Here is a 22545-nt window from a genome sequence, read left to right as displayed (position 1 = left end):
CGCGGCTGATTACCCTGACGCCGTGCCTCGCGCCCTCCCCGTCGTCGTCCCCGCCCGGCGCCCCCGCAAGGAGGTGCCGCTCGACTTCCCCCGCGAGTGGATCGAGTTCGTCGACCCGGCCGACGCCGAACACGTGGTCCGCGCCGACGTGACCTGGTTGTGCTCGCGCTGGACCTGCATCTTCGGCAACGGCTGCCACGGGATCATCGAGGGGCGCGCGTCCGACGGCTGCTGCTCGCACGGCGCGTTCTTCACCGACAAGGACGACGAGAAGCGCACCCGGAAGTACGTCGAGATGCTGACCCCGGACATCTGGGAGAACCACCACCTCACCGCCAAGGCGCCGATCGCCAAGGTCATGTCCGAGAAGGACTCGGTGGGCGACGAGCACAACCGCCGTCGCACCCGCACCGTCGACGGTGTCTGCGTGTTCGCGAACTCGCCGGGCTTCGCGGGCGGGCACGGCTGCGCGCTGCACATCCTCGCGGGCAAGCTCGGGATCTCCTACGTCGAGACCAAGCCCGAGGTCTGCTGGCAGCTGCCGATCCGGCGTGAGCAGGAATGGGTCGACCGCCCCGACGAGACCCGCGTGCTGGTCTCGACCATCACCGAGTTCGACCGCCGCGGCTGGGGCGAGGGCGGCCACGACCTGCACTGGTACTGCACCGGCGCCCCCGAGGCCCACATCGCGGCCGACGCCGTCTACACCCGCTACGAGGACGAGCTGACCGAGCTCATCGGCGCCCCGGCCTACGCGATGCTGTCGAAGCTGCTGGCCAAGCGGCTCAAGGGCGGTCTGGTCGCCCCGCACCCGGCCGACCCCAAGGGCACCACCCGCTGAACCGCCGAATCCTGTGTCGTCTCGCGTCCCTGGGCTGCAGGAGCACACGGAACTCGGCCAGGGTGGACGACCGTGGGACGTGACAACGCGCAGGCGGCAGTGCTCGACCCGGCGCGCGCGTACGAACGCATCACCCTCGGCCGCGGTGACCCGCCGGCCGCCCTCGCCGGGATCGTCGACTACGCCTGGTGGGTCACCTGGCACGCGCCGGAACCGCACCGGCAAGAGGTCATCCCGCGACCGGTGGTGCACCTGGTCGCCGAGCAGCACGGGGACGCACCGCGGCTGCTCGTCACCGGCGTGCAGCTCTCCCGGTTCGACCGGGTGCTCACCGGCGACGGCCGCGCCGTGGCCCTGGCGTTCCGGCCGGCGACGTTCCGGCCCGTGGTCGGCCGCAGCGTCAGCGGGCTGAGGGACCGGCAGGCGACGGTCGAGGAGCTGTTCGGGTTCGACGACCGGTCCCTCGCCGCCGACCTCGTCGATCTCGGGCGTGACCCGGCCGAGGCGGCGACGCGCCTCGCCGACTGGCTGGTCGAGCACGTCGCACCCGAGCCCGACGCCCTCGCGGCGGAGTTGGCGGCGTTGGTCGAGCGGGCCGAGACCGACCGGACGCTGACGCGCGCCGAGCACCTGGCGGGACTCGCAGGAGTCGGACTGCGGACGCTGCAGCGCCAGTTCGGCGAGTACGTGGGCGTGGGGCCGAAGTGGGTGGTGCAGCGCTGCCGCCTGCTCGACGTCGCGGCCGCCGCCCACGACGACGCCCCGGTCGACTGGGCCGACCTCGCCGTCGAGCTCGGCTACTCCGACCAGAGCCACCTCATCCGGGCGTTCACCACGCTGGTCGGACGGCCCCCGGCGACCTACGCCGCGCAGGCCTGAGGCGGGCGGACCGCGTTCAGCTGAACGCGACAGACCGCGTTCAGCTGAACGCGGTCGGTCAGTTCTGGCGGGTCGGGCGGATGACGAGTTCGCCGATCTCGACGTCGTCGGGCTGCTCGACCGCGAAGGCGATGGCGTGGGCGACGGCCGCGGGGTCGAGGCCGAGCTCGGCCATCCGCTCCTGCATCTCCTCCCGCAGCGCCGGGTCGGCCACCCGGTCGACGAACTCGGTCCGGACGAAGCCGGGCGACACCGCGGTGGTGCGCAGGACGCCGTCGGTCGACTCCTGCCGCAGGGCCTCCAGGATCGTCCGCACCGCGTTCTTCGTCCCGGCGTAGACGGCCTGCGAGGGCACGATCTTCAGGCCCGACGTCGACACGACCGTCACCAGGTGACCGCGGCCCTGCCTCCGGAACACCGGCAGCGCCGCCGCGATCGCGTGCAGGACCCCGCGGACGTTGACGTCGATCATGGCGTCCCAGGCGTCGACCTCGAGGTCGGCCACCGGTCCGACGTGCGCGATCCCGGCGTTCGCCACCATGACGTCGAGCCGACCGAACTGCTCCACGGCCGTCGCCACGAGCCGCTCGAGGTCCGCGCGGCGGGTGACGTCGACCTCGACCACGGCGGCCCGCCCACCCGCGTCGCTGATCCGCTCGGCGACCTCCGCCAGCCGGTCGACCCGGCGGGCACCGAGGACCACCGCCGCTCCGCGTCCGGCCAGATCCAGCGCGGTGGCCGCGCCGATGCCGCTGCTCGCGCCCGTGACCGCCACGACCCTGCCGCCCGACCCGCCCTCGACCACGTCCACGACGTCCCTCCTCCACTAACCTGACAGTTGTCCGCTTCCGGTGGCCGACCGTACCGGACAACTGTCCACTTCGCTCTCGGGAGGTCTCGTGCCGTCGTCGTCGCCAGCACCACGCCGCTCCGACGCGCTGGCCAACCGGGAGCGCGTCGTCGCCGCGGCCCGCGACCTGCTCGCGCGCTCGGGCGACGACGTCGACGCCCTCTCGCTGCACCTGGTCGCCAAGGCCGCCGGGGTCGGGCAGGGGACGATGTACCGCAACTTCCCCACCCGCGAGCACCTCGCGGCCGAGGTCTACCGCCGCGAGCTCGACGAACTGGTCGACGCGGTGCCCGGACTGCTCGCGGCCCACCCGCCGTGGGATGCCCTCACCCACTGGTTCGACCTGCTGCTCGAGTACGCCCGCGTCAAGCGCGGGGTCATGGCGGCGCTCGCGGCGGCGACCTGGCGCGACCTGTACGCCGACCGCCACCACCGCCTCGACGACGCCCTCACCGCCCTGCTCGCCGCCGGCCGGGACGCGGGCCTGGTCCGCCCGGGCGTCGACGCCACCGACGTCGTCCTGTTGCTCGGCGCCCTCTCCCGCGTCGACGCCGCCGAGTACGACACCCGCGCGCCGACCGTCGTCGCGGTCATCCTCGACGGCCTGCGCCCGCCGGCTCGGCCCGTCTGACGGCCACACCGACGGCGCCCCTGTCGGCGCGCCGACCTGCAGACAGTCACTGTCCGGTCGTCCGGGCTCGCGGCGAACGACCGAACCCTGCACTTCTGTGAGGCAGGGGGCGTGGGTCAGGCGGGTGCGTGGGTCAGGAGGAGCCGTGCAGGACGAGGTCGACGAAGCGGTCGGGCTGCTCCATCGACGGCAGGTGGGCGACGTCGTCCCAGTCGACCCGGACCGCGCCCGGGATCCCGCCCGCGACCACCGCGGCCGCACCGTGGACGGTCTGCAGGTCGTGGCGGCCGAGCAGGACAGTGGTCGGCACGGAGACGTCGGCCAGGCGTTCGAGGGCCGGCGGGTCGAGTTCGGTCTCCTCGACGTCGTCCCAGTCGACGGTGAGCTCGAACGCCCGCCGCTGCATCTCGTGGACCGCCGTGCGGACGGCCTCGGGGACGTCGCTCGGCGACCGGTCCGGCCCGACGACCCACCAGCGCACGTTGACCGCCGCCGCGGCGTCGAGGTCGCCCGCGTCGACCGCGGCGCGTTCGGCCTCGACGAACGCCGCGAAGTCGTCCGTGCGTTCGGCCAGCAGCACCCCGCCGGGCGCGGCGAGCAGCAGTGACGCCGCGGCCGCCGGACGGGTGAGGGCCAGTTCGACGGCCACCCCGGCGCCGAACGAGCAGCCGACGACGTCGACGCGCTCGACGCCCTCGGCGTCGAGCACGTCGAGGACGTCCGCGACGGGGTCGAGCGGGCCGTCGGGGCGGGCGGTGGAGCCGCCGTAGCCGCGCAGGTCGAGCCGGAGGACGTCACGCTCGGCGGTGAGGGCGGGCCGGACCGGGTCCCACATCCGCCGGTCGCAGATCCCCGCGTGCACCAGCAGCAGCGGGGTCGCGCCCCGCGGGCCGGCCCGGTCGTACGCGATGCCCGAGGAGGTGGTCGTCATGCCCCGACCCGACCAGCCCGGACCCCCACCGGGCAAGCGGGAATCCGCCGCGTCCGGGCTCCGTAAGCTGGGAGGGTGCCGAACATCCCCGATCGCGTGACCACCGACGGCCTCGAAGAGGCCTGGACCTCGGTGTGGCAGCGCGACCAGACGTACGCGTTCGACCGCACCCAGGACCGCGAGCGGGTGTACTCGATCGACACCCCGCCGCCCACGGTCAGCGGCGAACTGCACCTCGGCACCGCGTTCGGCTACATCCAGGTCGACGCCATGGCCCGCTACCGCCGGATGAGCGGCCGCGAGGTCTTCTACCCGATCGGCTGGGACGACAACGGCCTGCCGACCGAGCGCCGCGTCGAGAAGGTCTTCGGCGTCAAGTGCGACCCGTCGCTGCCCTACGACCCCGACCTCACGATCGACCCCGACGAGGCCCGCGACCCGAAGGCCAAGCCGGTCGACGTCTCCCGCCGCAACTTCCTGGAGTTCTGCGAGCAGCAGACGGCTCACGACGAGGTGCAGTTCGAGGCCGTCCTGCGCCGCATCGGCCTCTCGGTCGACTGGTCGTTGCAGTACGCAACGATCGATCCCGAGCGCCGCCGCGTCGCGCAGCAGGCGTTCCTCGACGACCTCGGCCGGGGGTCCGCCTACCTCGCCGACGCCCCCACGTTGTGGGACGTCGACTTCCAGACCGCCGTCGCCCAGGCCGAGATCGAGGACCGCCAGGCCCCCGGCGTGTACGTCCGTTACGAGTTCGCCACGCCGGACGGCTCCGGCCTGGAGATCGAGACCAGCCGTCCCGAACTGCTCGCCGCGTGCGTCGCGGTCGTCGTCCACCCCGACGACGAGCGCTACGCGAGCCTCGTCGGCACCACCGTCACCTCCCCGCTGTTCGGGGTCGAGGTGCCGGTGCACGCCCACCCGCTCGCCGCGCCCGACAAGGGCACCGGCGCTGCGATGGTCTGCACCTTCGGCGACACCACCGACGTCGTGTGGTGGCGCGAGCTCGGCCTGCCGCTGCGCGCGATCATGGGCCGCGACGGCCGGCTGGTCACCGCGACCCCGGAGTGGCTGAGCGGGGACGCCGCCACCAGCGCGTGGGCCGAGATCGCCGGCAAGAAGGCCGTGGCCGCCCGCACCCGCACCATCGAACTGCTCTCCGCCGCAGGCGCACTCACCGCCGAGCCCAAGCCGACCCAGCACGCAGTGAAGTTCTACGAGAAGGGCGACCGCCCGCTCGAGGTCGTGACGTCGCGCCAGTGGTACATCCGCAACGGCGCCCGCGACGCCGACATCAAGGCCAAGATGTTGCAGGGTGCAACGGATCTGGCCTGGTTCCCCGACCACATGCGCACCCGGCTCGAGCACTGGATCAACGGCCTCAACAGCGACTGGCTGATCAGCCGGCAGCGCTACTTCGGCGTGCCGTTCCCGGTCTGGTACTCCCTCGACGCCGACGGCAACCCCGACTGGTCGACGCCGCTGCTGCCGACCGCCGACCAGCTGCCGGTCGACCCGCAGGCCGACGTGCCCACGGGCTACACCGCCGACCAGCGTGGCGTGCCCGGCGGGTTCCTCGGTGATCCCGACGTCATGGACACGTGGGCGACGTCCTCGCTCACCCCGCAGATCGTGTGCGGGTGGGGCCGCGACGACGACCTGTTCGCCCGCACCTATCCCATGGACCTGCGTCCGCAGGGCCCGGAGATCATCCGCACCTGGACGTTCGCGACCATGCTGCGGTCGTTGCTCGCCTTCGACACGCTGCCGTGGAAGGGCGTGTCGGTGAACGGCTGGATCCTCGACCCCGACCGCAAGAAGATGAGCAAGAGCAAGGGCAACACCGAGGGCCCGGCCGACTTCGTCGACGAGTTCGGTGCCGACGGCCTGCGCTACTGGAGCTGCCACGCGGCGCAGGGGGTCGACACGGCGGTCGACAAGGGCCAGATGAAGGTCGGCCGGCGCCTCGCCATCAAGCTGCTCAACGTCAGCAAGTTCGTGCTGGGCATGCTGCCCGAGGGTGAGGTGCCCACCGGGGTCACCGAGCCCGTCGACCGCGCCATGATCGCCCAGCTGCACCAGGTGTCGCTGCGGGCCGAGGCCGCGTTCGAACGCAACGACTACCGCGGCGCGCTCGTCGAGGTCGAGAACTTCTTCTGGCACTACTGCGACGACTACGTCGAGCTGGTGAAGTCGCGGGCCTACGGCGACGCCGAGAACGCGGCGTCGGCGCAGGCGGCGCTCGCCCAGGGGTTGTCGATCCTGCAGCGGCTGCTCGCGCCGTTCCTGCCGTTCGTCACCGAGGAGGCGTGGTCCTGGACCCACACCGACTCGGTGCACCGGCAGCCGTGGCCCGGCAGCCGGGCCGACGCCGCGGGCGTCGAGCTGCAGCCTGTCGCGGCCGAGGGCGACGTGTTCGAGTTCGCCACGGAGGTCCTGCGTCAGGTCCGCCGTGCCAAGACCGAGAAGCAGGTCGGCATGCGCACGCCGGTCACCAGCCTCACGGTGACCACCACGGCCGCCAAGCTCGACCTGCTCCGCGCCGCCGCCCCCGACATCACCGCCGCGGGCTCGGTCGAGAAGATCGCCGAGGTCGAGGCGCCCGACGACGCCGCCCTGGTCGTCGACGTCGTCCTCGGCGACCCGCCGCCGAAGGCCCCGAAGAACCCCGCCTGACCGCCCCTGCCGAAGTTGATCACGACGTTTCTGTCGTGAAAGCACCCGCTGGAGCGACAGGAACGTCGTGATCAACTCGGGACGGGGAGCTAGTCGTGCCCGGCTCAGCGCTCGAACTTGTAGCCCAGCCCGCGCACGGTGAGCAGGAACTTCGGGTTGGCCGGGTCGGGCTCGATCTTGCTGCGCAGCCGCTTGACGTGGACGTCGAGGGTCTTGGTGTCGCCCACGTAGTCCGACCCCCACACCCGGTCGATGAGCTGGCCGCGGGTGAGCACCCGGCCGGTGTTGCGCAGCAGGAACTCGAGCAGGTCGAACTCCTTGAGCGGCATGGCCACCTGGGTGCCGTCGACGAGCACGGTGTGCCGCTCGACGTCCATCCGCACGGGCCCGGCCTCGAGCATCGAGGGCAGCAGCTCGTCGCTGTTCTCGCCGCCGCGGCGCAGGACGGCGCGGATGCGGGCGACCAGCTCGCGTGAGGAGAAGGGCTTGGTGACGTAGTCGTCGGCGCCCAGTTCGAGCCCGACGACCTTGTCGACCTCGGAGTCGCGGGCGGTGACGATGATGATCGGCACGTTGGAGCGCTGCCGCAGCGCGCGGCAGACCTCGGTGCCGGACAGGCCCGGCAGCATGAGGTCGAGCAGGACCAGGTCGGCGCCCGAGCGGTCAAACGTCTCCAACGCCTCGGGGCCGGTGTCGGCGACCGCGACCTCGTAGCCCTCACGGCGCAGCATGTAGGACAGCGCGTCGGAGAACGACTCCTCGTCCTCGACGACGAGCACCCGGCTCACGACCGCGTCACCGCGATGTCGTCGGCGTCGGTGCGGGTGGACTGACTCACTGCGTCTCCTCGGTGGAACGGTAGGGGTTCGTGGCCGTCGGTGACGGAGTCGTCGTCGACGTGGTCGGCCCGGTCGGCGCGGTCGTCGTGGTCGGCGCGCAGGCCCACGGCCACGGCCGGCAGGGTGATGGAGAAGGTCGAGCCCGCGCCCTCGCGGCTCCACACCGCGACGCTGCCGCCGTGGTTGGTCGCGACGTGCTTGACGATGGCGAGGCCGAGGCCCGTGCCGCCGGTGGCCCGCGAACGGGCGGGGTCGACCCGGTAGAAGCGTTCGAAGACCCGCTCCTGGTCGGCGACGGCGATGCCGATGCCCTGGTCGGACACGGCGATCCGGACCCTGGTGCCGTCGTCGTCCTCGTCGCCGTCGTCGGTCGAGGCCGTGACGGCGATGCGGGTGCCGGCCGGGCTGTAGGCGATGGCGTTGTCGAGCAGGTTCGACACGGCCATCGACAGCTGCGCCCGGTTGCCCCGGACGAACAGACTCGCCGGGCACCGGACGATGACGGTGATGCCCGCCTGCTCGGCGGTGAGCCGGTGCAGGTCGACCGCGTCCTCGAGCACGTCGGCCACGGCCACCAGGTCGTCGCCGGGCAGCGGCTCGGCGCCCTGCAGACGCGACAGCTCGATGAGTTCGCGGACCAACCGGCCCAGGCGACTGCCCTCACGCTGCATGCGTTGGGCGAAGCGGGCGACGGCCTCGGGGTCGTCGGCGGCGTCGAGGACGGCTTCGGCGAGCAGGGTCAGCGCCCCCACCGGGGTCTTGAGCTCGTGGGACACGTTGGCGACGAAGTCGCGCCGGACGGCCTCGAGGCGCCGGGACTCGGTGACGTCGTCGAGCAGCAGCACGACCGCGCTGGGGCGGTCGTCGCCCGCGAGCCGGATGGGAGCGGCCACCGCCGCGAAGGCCCGCGACTCCCCACCGAGTGAGGGCCCACGACCGACGCGGGGTTCGACCGTGAGCGAACGGGGGGTCCGGCCGTTGCCCGCGATCACCTCACGCGCGAGGTCGCGCAGTTCGGGCGTGTCGAGCCGGTCGGCGCGCTCGCCGTCGAGGATCCCCAGCCGCCGGGCGGCCGAGTTGGCGAGCACGACGAACTCGTCGCGGTCCACCACGACGACGCCGCTCGACGTCACCTCGACGACCTGCTCGCAGATCGCGGCACGGCGCGGGGTGCGGGGAGGTTCGGCCACCTTGGCCCGCAGCCCGCGGGTGCCGAGCCGACCGAGGAGGACGCCAACGGCGATCGCCGCGATCACCGAGGCGACCCACACCGCGACCTCCGGGCCGGTCATGGCCTCGATGGTAGGGAACGTGTGAGGGTGGTCAGGCCAACGGTGCGCCGGGCCGCCCGACCTCGGAACGCTGTTCACCTCCCGGACCGGCAGCGTTCACGTGGGAAGCAGAGCCGGGTCGCCGCTGCGCCTATCCTCTAGGAGACGCTGGATCGACGACACGTCGACCGCGACGGCGGAGGGCCTCCCACAATGCGCGATCTGTACCACGACGAACTCGACTCCATCGGCACGACGCTGGTCACCATGACCCGTCTGGCCGAGATCGCCATGCGACGTGCCACCGACTCCCTGCTCGACGGCGACCTCGCCGGCGCCGAACGCGTCATCTCCGACGACCCGGAGATCGACCGCCTCCGCGAGGACCTCGAGGCCCAGATCTTCACCCTGCTCGCGCGTCAGCAGCCCGTCGCGGGTGACCTGCGGGTGATCGTCACCTCGCTGCACCTCGCCGCCGACATCGAGCGGATGGGCGACCTCGCCCTGCACGTGGCCAAGGTGGCCCGCATGCGCTTCCCGGAACTGGCCGTGCCGACCGAGCTGCGCGACGTCATCCGGCAGATGGGCGACGTCGCGCTCTCGCTGGTCGACAAGGTCGCGCTGGTCATCGCCGGCCGCGACGTCGCGCTCGCCCAGGCCCTCGAGGCCGAGGACGACTCGATGGACGCCCTGCACCGCAAGCTGTTCACCTTGTTGCTCTCACCGAACTGGACGCACGGCACCGAGGCCGCGATCGACATGACGCTGCTCGGCCGGTACTACGAGCGCTACGCCGACCACGCCGTCGCGACCGCCCGCCGGGTGGTCTTCATCGCCACAGGCGAGCGGCCCGAGCGGCTGAGCCACGCCACCAGCTTCAACGCCTGACGCCGGCCGCGGCCGCGGCTACCGTCCCTGGTTGGCGACGGCCGCGATCGCGTCCTTCGCCGCGTCCGGGTCCAGGTACTCCCCCGGACCCTCGGGGCGCAGCGTCTCCTCGTCGAGCCGGTAGACCAGCGGGATGCCGGTGGGGACGTTGAGGTTCACGACCTCCTGGTCACCCATGCCGTCGAGGTGCTTGATGAGCGCCCGCAGCGAGTTGCCGTGCGCCGCGACCAGCACGGTCTTGCCACCGCGGAGGTCCGGCACGATCGCGTCGTACCAGTACGGGAGCATCCGCGCGACGACGTCGGCCAGGCACTCGGTGCGCGGCAGCGCCTCGAGCAGGTCGGCGTAGCGGGGATCGCGGGCCTGGCTCCACTCGTCGTCGTCGTCGAGCGGGGGCGGCGGGGTGTCGTAGCTGCGGCGCCAGGTCATGAACTGCTCGTCGCCGAACTCGGCCCGGACCTGCGCCTTGTCCTTGCCCTGCAGCGCGCCGTAGTGACGCTCGTTGAGACGCCACGACCGTTGCACCGGGATCCATTCGCGCTGGACGCCCGCGAGAGCGAGCTGACCGGTACGGATCGCGCGGCGCAGCAGCGAGGTGTGGATGACGTCGGGGACCAGACCGGCGTCGGCGAGCAGCTCACCCGCCCGCTTCCCCTCGGCCGTGCCCTTCTCGGTGAGTTCGACGTCGACCCACCCCGTGAACAGGTTCTTCTGGTTCCAGTCGCTCTCGCCGTGGCGCAGCAGGACAAGGGTGTGAGCCATGGGTGGATCCTCCCAGAGGCCGGACGTTCAGAGGTTCCGCGGGGTCACCCAGACGGCGTCGGCGTGGGCGACGAGTCGGCCGTCCGCGCCGTAGAACGCGCTGCGCGAAGCCCGGGCCCGGCCGGACGCGCCGCGCGGGCCGTCGTCGCGGGCGACGAGCACGCCGGTCTCACCCGGCTCGACCTCGTCGACGACCCGGACGGTGTAGCTGGCGAGCAGGGCCAGGTTGCTGGTGAGGCCTGCGGCCCAGCCGCCCGGGCAGTCGAGCGCGGCCCAGGGCAGTTCCCGGGCGCCCGCGAACTCGGTGGTGACGACCGTGGTGGCGACGTGGGTCCAGTCGCCCGCGGTGACCGGGCCGGGGAACACCTGCAGGCCGTCGGGGCGGTCGGTGCCGCAGACGAAGCAGGTGGTGAACGGGTGGGCGTCGAACTCCAGGAACCGTGCGCGGGCGGCCGTGGCGGTCTCGGGGTCGACCGCCGGCACCGGCACGGTGATGTCGTCGGTGGCGACGGCCTTGACCAGCACCCGGCCCTCGTGGACGAGATCGGCACCCGCGGCGGTGGTCACCAGCCCGAGGTCGGTGTCCAGCGGCGGCGACCCCACCAGGTCGACCCGGACGGCCAGGCCCGGCTGGACCGCGCGCGAGACGAGACCGGCGACCCACCCGCCGTTGGCCGACTGCGCCGGGCCGTTGAACCGCGAGGGGACGACGAGGCTGCCGCTCACCGGGGTTCGCCGGCGCTGAGCTTCTCCAGCCAGCGGTTGTAGGCCTCGCGCCGGCGGTCGTCCTCGTCGAAGTCCTCCTGGGTGCCGGGGACGGCGGCGCGCTGGTTGCCGGTCTCGGCGCCGGTCTTCTCCTCGAAGACCCCGCGCCGGGCCTGTTCGACCCAGCTCTTCTCCTCGCGGCCACCCTCCTGCGGCCGCTGGAGGTAGCCGATGACGAGCAACACCATGACCACGGCCATGAGGCCGTCGCCGCCGACCCACATGATCGCGCCGCCGGTCTTGGTGTCGCTCAGCGCGTCGACGCCGACCCCCATGCTGATCGGAACCGTTGCCATGAGCAACACCACGCCGGTAAAGGTGTCGACAGCCATGCCGACGCCGAGGATCCCGAGGCGGCCCAGCAGCGACAGCCGCCACCGGATCGGTTCGTCGCCGATGACCAGCAGGAAGAACTGGAACCCGACGACCAGGTACGCGAGGTGCTCGACCTGGCCGAGCACGGTCGAGTCCATGATCGCGTCCATGAGGCCGGTGAGGTGCGTACCGACGATCACCACGGTGTAGCAGGCGAACGCGACCGGCGGCGAGGTCAGCACCGACACGACCGCGCCCTTGGCGATGCGGTCGAACCGCGCGGGATCGCGACGCGTCTCACGCCACAGCGTCAGGGGCGCGCCCGCCACGAGCAGCGAGGGCGCGAGCATGACGAGGGTGAGGTGCCCGACCATGTGCGCGGAGAACAGGGTCTGGTCGTAGACCGCGATGCTGCCGCAGGTCGCGAAGACGATCGCGAGCAGACCGATGCCGAAGGCAACGATCCGTCCGACCGGCCAACGGGTGTCGTGATCGCGTTGCCACCGCAGGATCCCGGCGCCGTACACCGCGGCCAGGACCACGACGAACGCCACCGCGGTGGTGTCGAGCTGCCACGCGGTGAGCAGTTGCGACCCGAGCAGCGAGGTCCCCGCGGGGCCGTCACCCGCGGCGAACAGCGTGTGGCCGGCGTCGTGACCCGAGCCGCCGGCGGCGAACCGCACGACGAACACGACCAGACCGGCCAGCACCAGGCCAGCGACCGTCCAGATCGCCGTCAGCAGACCACGACCGCGGTGAGCCACGGCGGTACTCATGTCGTGCCCCGCGTCGCGAACTCCTCGAACGCCGCGAGGTTCTGGCGCGGCAGGTCGTTCTTGGTCCGCCACGCCCACTCCCGCCGGATCGAGGTGCCGAAGCCGAGCTTGAGCAGTTCGTTGAACGCGCCGTCGGCGTACTCCAGCACCGCGCCGAGCACCCGGTCGAGCTCGTCGGCGTTCACGGCGGTGAGCGGCAGCCGACCGGTGAGGTAGACGTCGCCGGTGGTGTCGATGCTCCACGACACCACGTAGCTGCGGGCGTTGTGCTGGAGCAGGTAGCGGTAGAACGCGGCGTGGTTCTCGTCGGGCTTGCGGACCACGAACGCGTCGATCGTCAGGGCGTGCTCACCGATCGTCAGCCAGCAGGCGGTCTTCAGCCGTCGTTCCCCGGGCAGGTTCACCACGAAGGCGTCGTCGCGGACCCGGTCGAACTCGATCCCGCGTTCGGTCAGCGCGGCGGCGATGACGTCGGCCGTGACGTCGCTCGCGGCGCTCACGCGATCACCGCAGGCGTGGCGAGCAGGTGACGGGTGGCGCCGGCGTAGGCGTCGAGCAGCGAGTCGGTGGTGCGGTCCCAGCTGAACCGTTCGGCGTGGGTGCGGGCACCGGCGGCGAGCCGGGCGCGGCGCTCGGGGTCGCGCAGCAGGCCGCCGAGGGCGTCGGCCCAGTGCTTGGGGTCGTGACCGGGCACGAGCATCCCGGACACGCCGTCGGCCACGGCGGTCGGCAACCCGCCGACCGCGGCCGCGAGCACCGGCGTGCCGCAGGCCTGCGACTCCAACGCGACCAACCCGAACGACTCGTTGTGGCTCGGGACGGCGGTGAGGTCGGCGGCGCGGTAGACGTCGGCGAGGGCGTCACGGGCGACCGGCGGCAGGAAGTGCACCCGCTGCTGCAGGCCGAGGGCGTGGGCGAGGTCGGAGAGCCAACGCGGGTTGGCCACGCCGGACCCGCTCGGCGCGCCACAGACGACCAGGTGCAGGCGGCGACCGATCTCGGGATCGCACATCCGCAGCGCCGCGGCGGTGCGCAGCAGCAGGTCGGGAGCCTTGAGGGGCTGGATCCGGCCGACGAACGCGACCACGAACGCGTCGGCCGGGAGCCCGAGCCGGGCCCGGGCCAGCGTGCGGTCGGCGACCGGGGTGAAGGCGTCGAGGTCGACGCCCGGCGGGATGGTGACGACCTTGCGCGGGTCGGCGTCGTAGAGGTCGACCAGGTCGGTGGCCTCCTCGGCGGTGGCGGCGACCAGGACGTCGGCCTCGGCCACGACCTGCTCCTCGCCGATCACGCGCGCCATCGGCTCGAGTTCGTCACCCTCGGCGAGCGCGGCGTTCTTGACCTTGGCCAGCGTGTGGGCCGAGTGCACCAGCGGGACGGCCCACCGTTCGCGCACCAGCCAGCCGACCTGGCCCGAGAGCCAGTAGTGGGAGTGGACGACGTCGAACCACCCGCTCGCGTGCCGGGCCTCGGCGCGCTGCACCGCCGCGGTGAACGCGCACAGCTGGGCCGGCAGGTCGCCCTTGGCCAGGCCCTCGAAGGGCCCCGCGACGACGTTGTTGACCGTGACGCCCGGCGCCAGCTCGACGGACGGCGGCAGGTCGCCGCTCGTCGCCCGGGTGAACACCTCGACCTCGACGCCCCGCTTCGCGAGCCGCTTGGCCGTCTCGACGACGTAGACGTTGAGCCCACCGGCGTCGCCGCTGCCCGGAGGGTCGAGCGGTGACGTGTGCACCGACACCATCGCGACCCGCTCCACGTCTTCCATGGTGCCTCAGCCGCCGCGGCTCAGAACGTGACGCCTGCCAGATGCGCCTCGGGGCCGAGCCGGACCCCGAACCGGGCCTCGACGCCCGCCCGGATCTCGGCGGCGAGGGTGAGCAGCTGGGCGGTGGTGCCGCCGCCGCGGTGGGTGAGCGCGAGGGTGTGCTTGCTGCTGACACCGACGGTGCCGGGCGGCCGGTCCAGGGCGTAGCCCTTGTGGAACCCGGCGTGCTCGATGAGCCAGGCTGCCGAGAGCTTGACCGCGGGACCCGTCTGCCACCTCGGGGCGTCGGCGAGCTCGGGCCCGACCTCGGTGACCAGTGGGTTGACGAAGAACGACCCGACGCTCCAGGTGTCGAGGTCGGCGGGGTCGAGCACCATCCCCTTGCCGCGACGCAGCTCCAGCACCGTGTCGCGGACGGCCGTCGAGGGCGCGGTCGCGTCCTGCTCCACGCCGAGGCGTCGCGCCAGCTCGAGGTACCGGACCGGGCCGGAGTCCGGACTGCGCCGCAGCCGGAACGTCACCGCGAGCACGACGTAGCGGTCGGTGTGCTTGAACGCGCTGGTACGGAAGCCGAACCCGACGTCCGCCGCGGACCACGTGGCCGTGGTGCCGGTGCGGCGGTCGAGGACGTCGAGGTGCTCGACCAGGTCGGCGACCTCCGCCCCGTACGCCCCGACGTTCTGCACCGGCGTCGCGCCGGTCAGACCGGGGATGCCGGACATGGCGGCGAGGCCGGACCAGCCCTCGGCGACCGATCGCGCGACGAGGTCGTCCCACGGCTCGCCGGCCGCGACGGTGACGAGGACGTCCTCGCCGTCGTCCGCGACCTCGATCCCGCGGGTGCCGATCCGGACGACGGTCCCGGGCCAGCCGTCGTCGCCGGCGACGAGGTTGCTCCCGCCGCCGACGACCAGGACCGGTTCGCCACGGGCGTCGGCCTCGCGGACGGCGTCGACCAGATCGGCGGTCGTCGTCGCCTCGACCGACCGGGCGATCGGGCCACCGAGGCGGAGCGTGGTGAGCTCGGCGAGGGTGGTCGGCACGTCCCCGAACGGTAGTCGGGGACGCCTCGTCGCTCAGCCGGTGCGGGCGGGCAGTCCGGGGCGGGCGTGGCCGAGGCGCTGGAGCGCGCCGAGCCCGAGGGCGGCCGATTCCGGCAGCAGGACCCGCAGGACCGGCTCGCCGTCGACCTCGATGCGCTTGGTCGTGCCGATCTCGCCGAGCAGACGCTGGGCGACCGCGGCCTGGGTGCTCGTGGGCGACACCAGTTCGCGCATCCCGGCGAGCGCGGCCGCCGCGGCGAGGTGCCGCACCAGCGCGCGGCCGATGCCCAGGCCCTGCCAGCCGTCCTCGACCAGCACGCCGATCTCGGCGCGGGTGACGGGCAGCGTGCTCGGCCGACCGGCGCGCGGCCGGGTCAGCTCGGGGTCGGCCGCGCCCCAGGCGATGACGCGGCCCTCGGTGGAGGTGACGACGACGGTGGTGGCCCGCCCGAGCATGTGCTGCAGCGCCGACACCGACGGTGTGTTGCCGCCGCTGCGGTAGCGGTTGAGCAGGGTGGTGGGGGTGCACCGGTGGTGCAGCGCCGCGACACCGGCGAGGTCGGCGGGCCGCGCCCCCCGCACCATGAGCACGCTGCCGCCCGCCCGGACCGTCCACGGGCGTCGGGCCAGGGCGGCGTTGTCGGTGGCGAGGGAAGGCTGGCTCGTCCCGGCCCCGGCGGATCGCGGGAGGCCGGTGGTCAGCGGAGCGGTCGCACGGACGCCGATCGGGCGCGGCGACCTGGACATGGTGGTCATGGACCGAGACACAACCACTGCCGTGTTTCTCGGTTGTGACAGCGGAGAGACTTCCGGGGACGACTCCGACACCGGCCGACAACGGGCGATGTGTCCGCTCACACAGCGCGTTCCCGACGCTTCGGGGCCGCCCTCGGTCACCGTGTCTGTCGTCCCCGCACGCCGGTAACCTGCGCTGCGGGACCTCGGTCTCGGGCCTCTAGCTCAATTGGCAGAGCAGCGGACTTTTAATCCGCGGGTTGTGGGTTCGAGTCCCACGGGGCCCACCGCCTGTCGTCCGGCCGCGTCCGCGATCGTCTCTCCACCGACACCGACACCGACACCGTCACGCGGAACGGGCCGGGTCGGGGCCGGCGTCGGGGGAACCACCGCCGGGCCCGCCCGGCCCGTCCGTGCCCCTCATGCCCGGATCCGGACATTTCCTCCCGAACTGTGCGCGGATTGCACATCGCGAGTGCGGTGCTGGACAGACCGGACGGATGCCAACAGGCACGGACAGACCGGGCGTGTGACTTCAGCGGAAGTAGTTGCCGAGGAAGCAGTGTGAAGCTAGGTTGAAGTGGTGACCGTCCTCGACCTGCCCGTGGTCCACGACGCCAGCCCGGCCGCCGGATCGCCGGCCCCGGCCACGCTCCTGCTCTCCGGGCCGCCCGCGTTCTGGCTGGCCACCTCCCGGCGCTTCGTCACCGAGGCGCTGCTGCACGCGGATGTCGACGACGACGCGTCCGGCGACGTCCTGGTCCTGCTCGAAGACGTCGTGACCCAGGCGTTGCAGCACGCCGGCACGCACTCGGTGACCGTCGCGGTTAACGTCGAGGTCGACGCGGTCCGGGTCGAGGTGCGCGAGCGTGGATCGGTCGTGGGCTTCGGCGAGGACGCCCCGGCCGCCCTGGACCGCACGGCCGAGCGGTGGGGTGTCGGCCGCCGAGGGCGGGGCACCGAGCTGTGGTTCCGGGTCGCCCGCTGGCACGAGGTCGGCGACACCCGCATCACCGCGTAGCGTCCGCGCCGTGACGGCGCGACCTGACCGCACCTACCGTGCCGTCATCGCGGCCTTCCACGCCCTGTACCGCGCCGCCGACCTGCGCGTCGAGGTGCGCGGCGCCGAGAACATCCCCACGACCGGGCCGGCCGTCCTCGCCGCCAACCACGTCGGCTACCTCGACTTCACCCTGGTCGGGCTGGCCGCGGAGCGCCGCGGCCGGCTGGTGCGCTTCATGGCCAAGCGCAGCACCTTCACCAACCCGGTGTCCGGGCCGCTCATGCGACGGATGGGACACATCCCGGTCGAGCGCGACGGCGTGCTCGCGGGCGCGGTGGCCTACCGGCGGGCCATCCGCGCGCTGGAGGCGGGCGAGCTCGTCGGCGTGTTCCCGGAGTCGACGATCAGCCGGTCGTGGACGTTGCGGGAGTTCAAACCGGGTGCCGCGGCCCTCGCCGTCCGGCAACAGGTGCCGCTGATCCCGGTCGTCACCTGGGGTGGGCACCGGGTGGCGAGCGTCGACGGCCACGTACGACCGGAGCGGCACGTCCCGGTCACGGTCCTCGTCGGCGCGCCCGTCACCGCCACCACCCGCGACGAGACCGGAACGTTGCTGCGTGCAGCGATCCAGGAGTTGCTCGACACCGCCCAACGCGAGTACCCCGTCGACGGCGCCGGCCGGTGGTGGCAACCGTTGCACCTGGACGGCATGGCGCCGACCCGCGCGGAAGCGGCCGAACTCGAACGCGAGGCCGACCTCAGGGCGAGGGCGGGGCGGTGAGCTCCTCCACCTCGGAGCCGTCGGAGTCCTCGGCCAGCGTGCGGCCGTAACGGGCGAGAACCCGTTCCCGCAACTCGGCGTCCTCGCGGGGAACCGGTTCGAGGAACACGTCGGCGACGTCGGGCACGTCGGCCATGATCCGGTCGGCGACCCGCAGCATGGCCCGCTCCAGCTCGCCCGCGCCGAGCGTGTCGACGACGTCGACCCGCGCGCACACCAGCACCCGTGCCGCGCCGATCTGCATGGTCAGCAGGTCGACGACGTCGAAGATCTCGGGCTCGGCCTCAAGCCGTTCGCTGATCTCGCGCACCAGCCGCAGGGGGGCTTGCTGGCCGGTGAGCAGGCCGAGGTTGGTCCGCACCAGCGAGGCCGCGACGAACACCAGCAGCCCACCGATGGCGAGCGAGGCCGCGCCGTCCCAGATGCCGCTGCCGGTCAGCTGGTGCAGCAGCACCCCGAGCGCCGCGAGCGCGAGACCGATCAGCGCCGCGCTGTCCTCGAACACGACGCTCTTCACGGTCGGGTCGTCGGGCATCCGCAGCCAGCGGGTGACGGTGGTCTGGTCGCCGGCGGCCTCGCCGCGCGCCTGCTTGACGCCCTGACGCAACGAGATGCCCTCGAGGACGGCCGAGACCGCCAGCACGATGTAGTTGACCAGGGCGTCCTTGGCCGGTTCGTCGGCCTCGGTGACGATGGTCAGGATGCCCTGGAAGATCGAGAACGCCGCGCCGATCGCGAAAATGCTGACCGCGGCGATGAGCGACCAGACGTAACGCTCCTTGCCGTAGCCGAACGGGTGCACGCGGTCGGCGGGCTTCTCCGAACGCCGCACGGCGAACAGCAGGAAGACCTCGGTCGTGGTGTCGCCGAAGGAGTGGGCGGCTTCGGAGAGCAACGCCCCGGACCCGGTGAACAGACCGGCCAGCAGTTTGGCGATCGCGACGCCGAGGTTGGCGAGCAACGCCAGGACGACCGTGAGCGTCGACTCGCTCCCGCCGGCGTCCTGCTGCGGCGGGGAGTCGGACTCGGCGGGTGACGCGGGAGGGGAGGTGCTCACAGCATCGTTGTAGCCCCTGCTGAGCCCGCTCTCACCAACGCTGGCCGCTGCCTCCGGAGACCTCACGCACGGAAGGTCGGACGTCGGCGAGGTAGACGAGGGCCGCGATCACCGCGACGAGCAGGATCGGGTTGTAGAACGGGGTCGAGAGCCAGTCGCCGAGCAGCAGACCGATGAGCGCGGAGAGCACGAACGCGCCCAGCGTGATCGCGAGCCAGACCGGCTTGGTGAGCTTGTTGACCGCCGGGAACGCCTGCGGGTTGCGGGTCGCGCAGTCGACGAGCGCCCACAACTGGAGCACCAGCATGCCGAAGACCAGGAGCCGGTTGACCCACAGCTCGACGTCGGCGAACAGGTACACGCCGCCCAGGGTACGGATCCACGCCGCTCGCGTCGCCTCCGCGCACGACCGCGGGGAAGTCCACAGTCGGCGACGACGTGGCAGCCCGCTCGCCGACACGACGACGCCCCGCCGTCCGGTCGGGACCGGAGGGCGGGGCGTCGAGGTGTCGTGCGCGGTGCGGGGCGATCAGCTCGCGGACTTGGTCGCCTTCGTCGCCTTGCTGGCCTTGCGGGCCGGGGCGGCCTTGGTGGTGCGCTTCGCGGTGGTCTTCTTGGTGGCCTTGGCCGGGGTGGCCTTGCGCGCGCGGGTGGTCGCCGCCTTCTTGGCGCGAGCGCTGCGCTCGTTGCGGGCGCGGGTCTCCTGCGCCTGCTCGGCCGACCGACGGCGGGCGGGCTTCGCGGCGGCGTCCTCGACGGTGGCGACGCTCGCACCGACCAGGCCGGCCACCCGCTGCACACGCGGGTCGTGGCGCAGCTCGGTCACGACGGCCTCGCCGCGGGCGTGCAGGTCGGCGCGGGCCTCGGAGTAAGCCTGCTCGAGCCGCTGACGACGCGCCTCGGCGGTCTCGCGGGTCTTGTCGACGATCGCGCCGGTCCGGATGTCGGAGACGGTCGACTCGGCGGTGCCGGTGAGGTCCTGGAACCGGGCCGTGATCTTGTCGGCGGCGTCGGTCGCGGTGTTCTGCACCTTGGCGATCCGGCTGACGACCTCGACCGGGAGCTCCTGCAGGCGGGTGACCACACCGGTCACCACGGCGTCGACGGCACCGACGGCCGCGTAGACGTCGTAGCGGGCGCGGTCGAGGGCCTGGGTGCCGACCGCGGTGGCGGTCTCGGTGAGCGAACCCGCACGGGCGCCGGCACCGTCGATGCTCTCGTCGAGGGTCGAGCGGACCTTCGTGAACCGCTCGTTGACCGCGGTGCGGGTCTGGCTCAGGCCGCCGTTCACGGCGGTGCGGGTCTGGCCGATGCCGCCGTTGACGACGTTGCGGCCGGTCTCGACGGCCGCGTCGGCGTAGCTCTTCAGATCGCTGGTGATGGACATGGTCACTCCTCTCCGACGAGGTCGTCGGACTCGGTGGTGCGGGGACTCGGCGTGGTGTCGGCGGACTCCCGCCGGAACGACTCGTAGATCTCGACGAGCACGTGCTTGTGCCGCTCGGACAGCGACGCGTCGGCGAGGATCGCCGCCGTCACGTCGGTCGGACTGCGGGTCTCGAGCAGACCGGCCCGGGTGTAGAGCTGCTCGGCAGAGATCGACAGACCGTGGGCGATCTGCTGCAGGATCTCCGCGCTGGGCTTGCGCAACCCGCGCTCGATCTGGCTCAGGTAGGGGTTGGACACCCCGGCCCGCTGCGCGAGCTGGCGCACGGAGACCTGGGCGGCCTCGCGCTGTTCACGGATGAAGTGCCCGATCGTCTGGGCGGCCGCGGCCGGCGTGGCAGCACCCTTACGGGCCTGCTCCACCAGTCCGTCGATCTCCATGCAGAACACGGTGCCACGCCCTGCTAGCAGTTGCAAGCGGCCTGCTAGCAATCGTGAACGGGTTCACAAGCGTGGCGCTCCTCCACGCGGAGACGACCACGCAGCGGACTTTGGTGCGCCCGTCGGGTCGCGGAACGACCGGAAAGCGGACTTCTGTGGACCCGGCGCCGCACGCTGTGCTCGTCAGACGGCGCGTGGGGTCAGCGGTAGGTCTTGCCCGCGTGCGCGGGGAGGTCCGGGAGCTCGAACGGGGTGGGGTCGATCGCCGCGGTGACCGAGCCGACGGTGAGGGCGGCGTCGTCGGCGACGTTGCGCTTGAGGACGGCGAGGGCGATCGGGCCGTCCTCGTGGTGCTGGACGGCGGTGCCGAGGAAGCCGACGGCGCGGCCGTCGAGTTCGACGGGCGTCCCGGGCGCGGGCAGTTCGTCGGACTCCCCCGCGAGCTGCAGCAGCGCGAGGCGGCGGGGCGGGCGGCCGAGGTTGTGGACGCGCGCGACCGTCTCCTGGCCGCGGTAGCAGCCCTTGTCGAGGTGGACGGCCGGGCCGATCCAGAAGACCTCGTGCGGCAGCGTGCGGTGGTCGGTCTCGAACCCGAAGCGGGGTTCCCGGCGGGCGACCCGGCGGGCCTCGTAGGCCCAGGTCCCGGCGGCGCGGGCGCCGGCGTCGAGCAAAGACTGGCGCACGGCCGGCATCGACGCGCGCGGGACGACGAGGTCGAACTCGTCGGCGCGACGCTGCCGGACGAACCCGCCCCCGGCCAGGGCCGAGGCGCGCAGCTCACCGTCGGGCAGCGGCAGGCCGGCCGCGACCAGCACCTGCGGCGCGGTGGGGCCGAGGACCGCGAGCACCGCCCAGGAGGACGTGACGTCCGTGGGCTCGACCCGCAGCAGGAACCGCATCATCGACAGGTACTTGAGGACGGTCGGGGAGGTGTCGGGCTCGACGTCCAGCCACACCTGTCCACCCAGTTCGGTGACCCACCAGTGCTGCTCGACGTGCCCGTTCGGCGACAGGACGAGCGCCTGGGTGGCGTCGCCGTCGCGCAGGCCCGCCAGGTGCTGGGAGCTCACGGTGTGCAGCCACGACAACCGATCCTCGCCGGGCACGACCAGCACGCCCCGGTGGGACCGGTCGACCACGACCGCGCCGCGTTCGGCCGCGCGTTGCTCGCCGAACGGGTCGCCGTAGTGCGAGGCGACGGGGGCGTCGGGACCGGATCCGAGGACAGCTGTCACGAGGGCGCAACCGCGAGGCACTCCGCGCACTTCCCGAACACGGTGAAGTGGCCGCGGTCGAGTTGGAAGCCCCGGGTGGCGTGCAGCCGGTCGGCGAGATCGTCGACGAGGTCGGCGTCGACGTCGAGCACCCGCCCGCAGCGGTGGCAGACGACGTGGATGTGGTCGTCGTCGGCGGGGCGGTAGGACGGCGCCCCGTGCCCGAGGTGGGCGTGACGGACGAAGCCGAGTTCCTCGAGCAGGTCGAGGGTGCGGTAGACGGTGGTGAGGTCGGCGTCCGAGACCGTCTCGTGGATCTGCTCGGGCGTCGCGTGACCCAGGTGGCGGACGGCGGCGAGCACCTCGAGGCGTTGCTGGGTGAGCCGGAGGCCGCGGCCACGCAGCCGGGCCGCGAGCTCGTCGGCGACGGGCGGCTCGAGCGGCGCGACGGTGTCGGGCATGCGGTCAGCGTAGGCCGGGAGGGTGTGGAACGGCCCCCGAGCGGACACCTCGCAGATGACTGCGAGGAGGTCGGTGGACGAGGCCGACGCTCGGGGGCCGGATGACTGCCTGGAATTCGCCGGGCGCCTGTCTGGGGATCTCGCGAGCCGGTTGGCTCGGGGAACCTCGGGTGAGGCGCTCGAAGGATCGAGCAGCGGTCCAGACGGGCGACTAGCGGACAGTCACCTCACGAGT

24 protein-coding genes and 1 tRNA gene are annotated in these 22545 nt (G+C 72.7%); 8 read left to right on the top strand and 17 right to left on the bottom strand.

Annotation, left to right across the window (positions count from 1 at the left end):
• Positions 1–22 precede the first annotated feature (22 nt).
• On the top strand, positions 23–841 hold the full coding sequence (locus ACXR2U_RS11715; protein ID WP_458825194.1) for a hypothetical protein: 819 nt from the start codon (positions 23–25) through the stop codon (positions 839–841).
• Positions 842–913: 72 nt separating this feature from the next.
• Complete coding sequence (locus tag ACXR2U_RS11710) at positions 914–1720, top strand: DUF6597 domain-containing transcriptional factor (protein WP_458825193.1); 807 nt, start codon at positions 914–916, stop codon at positions 1718–1720.
• Between the two features lie 58 nt (positions 1721–1778).
• Here ACXR2U_RS11710 and ACXR2U_RS11705 read toward each other — a convergent pair whose 3' ends face one another.
• Positions 1779–2531, bottom strand: a complete 753-nt coding sequence (locus ACXR2U_RS11705) for an SDR family oxidoreductase (RefSeq protein ID WP_458825192.1) — start codon at positions 2529–2531, stop codon at positions 1779–1781.
• 88 nt (positions 2532–2619) lie between these two features.
• Here ACXR2U_RS11705 and ACXR2U_RS11700 point away from each other — a divergent pair, with 88 nt between their 5' ends.
• Positions 2620–3201 carry a TetR/AcrR family transcriptional regulator gene (locus ACXR2U_RS11700; RefSeq protein ID WP_458825191.1) on the top strand — a complete coding sequence of 194 codons (582 nt, stop codon included), beginning with the start codon at positions 2620–2622 and terminating at the stop codon, positions 3199–3201.
• Positions 3202–3334: 133 nt separating this feature from the next.
• Here the strand turns inward: ACXR2U_RS11700 and ACXR2U_RS11695 are convergent, their stop codons facing one another.
• Complete coding sequence (locus tag ACXR2U_RS11695; protein ID WP_458825190.1) at positions 3335–4132, bottom strand: alpha/beta fold hydrolase; 798 nt, start codon at positions 4130–4132, stop codon at positions 3335–3337.
• Between the two features lie 75 nt (positions 4133–4207).
• Between ACXR2U_RS11695 and valS the strand changes: the two genes are divergently transcribed.
• The gene (gene valS / locus ACXR2U_RS11690; RefSeq protein WP_458825189.1) at positions 4208–6805 is read left to right on the top strand and encodes a valine--tRNA ligase; all 2598 of its coding nucleotides are present in this window, start codon (positions 4208–4210) and stop codon (positions 6803–6805) included.
• Between the two features lie 104 nt (positions 6806–6909).
• On the opposite strand, the gene ACXR2U_RS11685 is transcribed toward valS, so the two are convergent.
• Complete coding sequence (locus tag ACXR2U_RS11685; RefSeq protein ID WP_458825188.1) at positions 6910–7593, bottom strand: response regulator; 684 nt, start codon at positions 7591–7593, stop codon at positions 6910–6912.
• A complete protein-coding gene (locus ACXR2U_RS11680) occupies positions 7590–8936 on the bottom strand; it encodes a sensor histidine kinase (protein WP_458825187.1) in 1347 nt (448 codons plus the stop codon). The genes ACXR2U_RS11685 and ACXR2U_RS11680 overlap by 4 nt, the downstream gene beginning before the upstream one ends.
• Positions 8937–9128: 192 nt before the next feature.
• On the opposite strand from ACXR2U_RS11680, the gene phoU reads away from it, so the two are divergent.
• Entirely contained in the window at positions 9129–9803 is a 675-nt protein-coding gene (gene phoU, locus ACXR2U_RS11675; RefSeq protein ID WP_458825186.1) for a phosphate signaling complex protein PhoU, read from the top strand.
• Positions 9804–9821: 18 nt separating this feature from the next.
• On the opposite strand, the gene ACXR2U_RS11670 is transcribed toward phoU, so the two are convergent.
• Genes ACXR2U_RS11670 through ACXR2U_RS11640 form a run of 7 tightly spaced genes read right to left on the bottom strand, consistent with a single transcriptional unit; the run spans position 9822 to position 15988 of the window.
• Entirely contained in the window at positions 9822–10565 is a 744-nt protein-coding gene (locus ACXR2U_RS11670; protein ID WP_458825185.1) for a phosphoglyceromutase, read from the bottom strand.
• A gap of 27 nt (positions 10566–10592) precedes the next feature.
• Entirely contained in the window at positions 10593–11291 is a 699-nt protein-coding gene (locus tag ACXR2U_RS11665) for a hypothetical protein (RefSeq protein WP_458825184.1), read from the bottom strand.
• Positions 11288–12409 (bottom strand): cytochrome c oxidase assembly protein, encoded by a 1122-nt coding sequence (locus tag ACXR2U_RS11660; RefSeq protein ID WP_458825183.1) that lies wholly within the window; start codon positions 12407–12409, stop codon positions 11288–11290. Before ACXR2U_RS11660 ends, ACXR2U_RS11665 begins: the two co-directional genes overlap by 4 nt.
• A gap of 8 nt (positions 12410–12417) precedes the next feature.
• Positions 12418–12921, bottom strand: coding sequence for a type III secretion system chaperone family protein (locus ACXR2U_RS11655; protein WP_458825182.1), 504 nt, complete (start codon positions 12919–12921; stop codon positions 12418–12420).
• Positions 12918–14165 carry a D-inositol-3-phosphate glycosyltransferase gene (gene mshA / locus ACXR2U_RS11650; protein WP_458825206.1) on the bottom strand — a complete coding sequence of 416 codons (1248 nt, stop codon included), beginning with the start codon at positions 14163–14165 and terminating at the stop codon, positions 12918–12920. Before mshA ends, ACXR2U_RS11655 begins: the two co-directional genes overlap by 4 nt.
• Before the next feature lie 44 nt (positions 14166–14209).
• Positions 14210–15232, bottom strand: coding sequence for a UDP-N-acetylmuramate dehydrogenase (locus tag ACXR2U_RS11645; RefSeq protein ID WP_458825181.1), 1023 nt, complete (start codon positions 15230–15232; stop codon positions 14210–14212).
• Between the two features lie 33 nt (positions 15233–15265).
• On the bottom strand, positions 15266–15988 hold the full coding sequence (locus ACXR2U_RS11640) for an N-acetyltransferase family protein (RefSeq protein ID WP_458825180.1): 723 nt from the start codon (positions 15986–15988) through the stop codon (positions 15266–15268).
• Positions 15989–16181: 193 nt separating this feature from the next.
• Here ACXR2U_RS11640 and ACXR2U_RS11635 point away from each other — a divergent pair.
• The 3 genes from ACXR2U_RS11635 to ACXR2U_RS11625 all read left to right on the top strand — a co-directional run bounded on the left by ACXR2U_RS11635 (position 16182) and on the right by ACXR2U_RS11625 (position 17751).
• Positions 16182–16254, top strand: a tRNA-Lys gene (locus tag ACXR2U_RS11635).
• 296 nt (positions 16255–16550) lie between these two features.
• Positions 16551–16988 carry a hypothetical protein gene (locus tag ACXR2U_RS11630; RefSeq protein ID WP_458825179.1) on the top strand — a complete coding sequence of 146 codons (438 nt, stop codon included), beginning with the start codon at positions 16551–16553 and terminating at the stop codon, positions 16986–16988.
• Positions 16989–16998: 10 nt separating this feature from the next.
• On the top strand, positions 16999–17751 hold the full coding sequence (locus tag ACXR2U_RS11625; RefSeq protein ID WP_458825178.1) for a lysophospholipid acyltransferase family protein: 753 nt from the start codon (positions 16999–17001) through the stop codon (positions 17749–17751).
• Here ACXR2U_RS11625 and ACXR2U_RS11620 read toward each other — a convergent pair.
• The 6 genes from ACXR2U_RS11620 to ACXR2U_RS11595 form a co-directional block, all read right to left on the bottom strand.
• A complete protein-coding gene (locus tag ACXR2U_RS11620) occupies positions 17729–18808 on the bottom strand; it encodes a cation diffusion facilitator family transporter (protein WP_458825177.1) in 1080 nt (359 codons plus the stop codon). The genes ACXR2U_RS11625 and ACXR2U_RS11620 overlap by 23 nt on opposite strands.
• 31 nt (positions 18809–18839) lie before the next feature.
• Entirely contained in the window at positions 18840–19169 is a 330-nt protein-coding gene (locus ACXR2U_RS11615) for a DUF2516 family protein (RefSeq protein WP_458825176.1), read from the bottom strand.
• A 168-nt stretch (positions 19170–19337) separates the two neighbouring features.
• Positions 19338–20195 (bottom strand): hypothetical protein, encoded by an 858-nt coding sequence (locus ACXR2U_RS11610; protein ID WP_458825175.1) that lies wholly within the window; start codon positions 20193–20195, stop codon positions 19338–19340.
• A 2-nt stretch (positions 20196–20197) separates the two neighbouring features.
• A complete protein-coding gene (locus ACXR2U_RS11605; protein ID WP_458825174.1) occupies positions 20198–20635 on the bottom strand; it encodes a helix-turn-helix domain-containing protein in 438 nt (145 codons plus the stop codon).
• A 200-nt stretch (positions 20636–20835) separates the two neighbouring features.
• Positions 20836–21870, bottom strand: a complete 1035-nt coding sequence (ygfZ, locus tag ACXR2U_RS11600) for a CAF17-like 4Fe-4S cluster assembly/insertion protein YgfZ (protein WP_458825173.1) — start codon at positions 21868–21870, stop codon at positions 20836–20838.
• Positions 21867–22310 (bottom strand): Fur family transcriptional regulator, encoded by a 444-nt coding sequence (locus ACXR2U_RS11595; RefSeq protein ID WP_458825172.1) that lies wholly within the window; start codon positions 22308–22310, stop codon positions 21867–21869. The genes ygfZ and ACXR2U_RS11595 overlap by 4 nt, the downstream gene beginning before the upstream one ends.
• Positions 22311–22545 lie beyond the last annotated feature (235 nt).

Source organism: Jatrophihabitans sp. YIM 134969 (assembly GCF_054456675.1).
This window is presented reverse-complemented; position numbering and strand designations above follow the sequence as displayed.

Coding starts and splice junctions, on each gene's coding strand:
- ACXR2U_RS11670 (WP_458825185.1), bottom strand. CDS start 10,565: ATGGCTCACACCCTTGTCCTGCTGCGCCACGGCGAGAGCGACTGGAAC.
- ACXR2U_RS11680 (WP_458825187.1), bottom strand. CDS start 8,936: ATGACCGGCCCGGAGGTCGCGGTGTGGGTCGCCTCGGTGATCGCGGCG.
- phoU (WP_458825186.1), top strand. CDS start 9,129: ATGCGCGATCTGTACCACGACGAACTCGACTCCATCGGCACGACGCTG.
- ACXR2U_RS11595 (WP_458825172.1), bottom strand. CDS start 22,310: ATGCCCGACACCGTCGCGCCGCTCGAGCCGCCCGTCGCCGACGAGCTC.
- ACXR2U_RS11610 (WP_458825175.1), bottom strand. CDS start 20,195: ATGTCCATCACCAGCGATCTGAAGAGCTACGCCGACGCGGCCGTCGAG.
- ACXR2U_RS11695 (WP_458825190.1), bottom strand. CDS start 4,132: ATGACGACCACCTCCTCGGGCATCGCGTACGACCGGGCCGGCCCGCGG.
- ACXR2U_RS11605 (WP_458825174.1), bottom strand. CDS start 20,635: ATGGAGATCGACGGACTGGTGGAGCAGGCCCGTAAGGGTGCTGCCACG.
- ACXR2U_RS11640 (WP_458825180.1), bottom strand. CDS start 15,988: ATGACCACCATGTCCAGGTCGCCGCGCCCGATCGGCGTCCGTGCGACC.
- mshA (WP_458825206.1), bottom strand. CDS start 14,165: ATGGTGTCGGTGCACACGTCACCGCTCGACCCTCCGGGCAGCGGCGAC.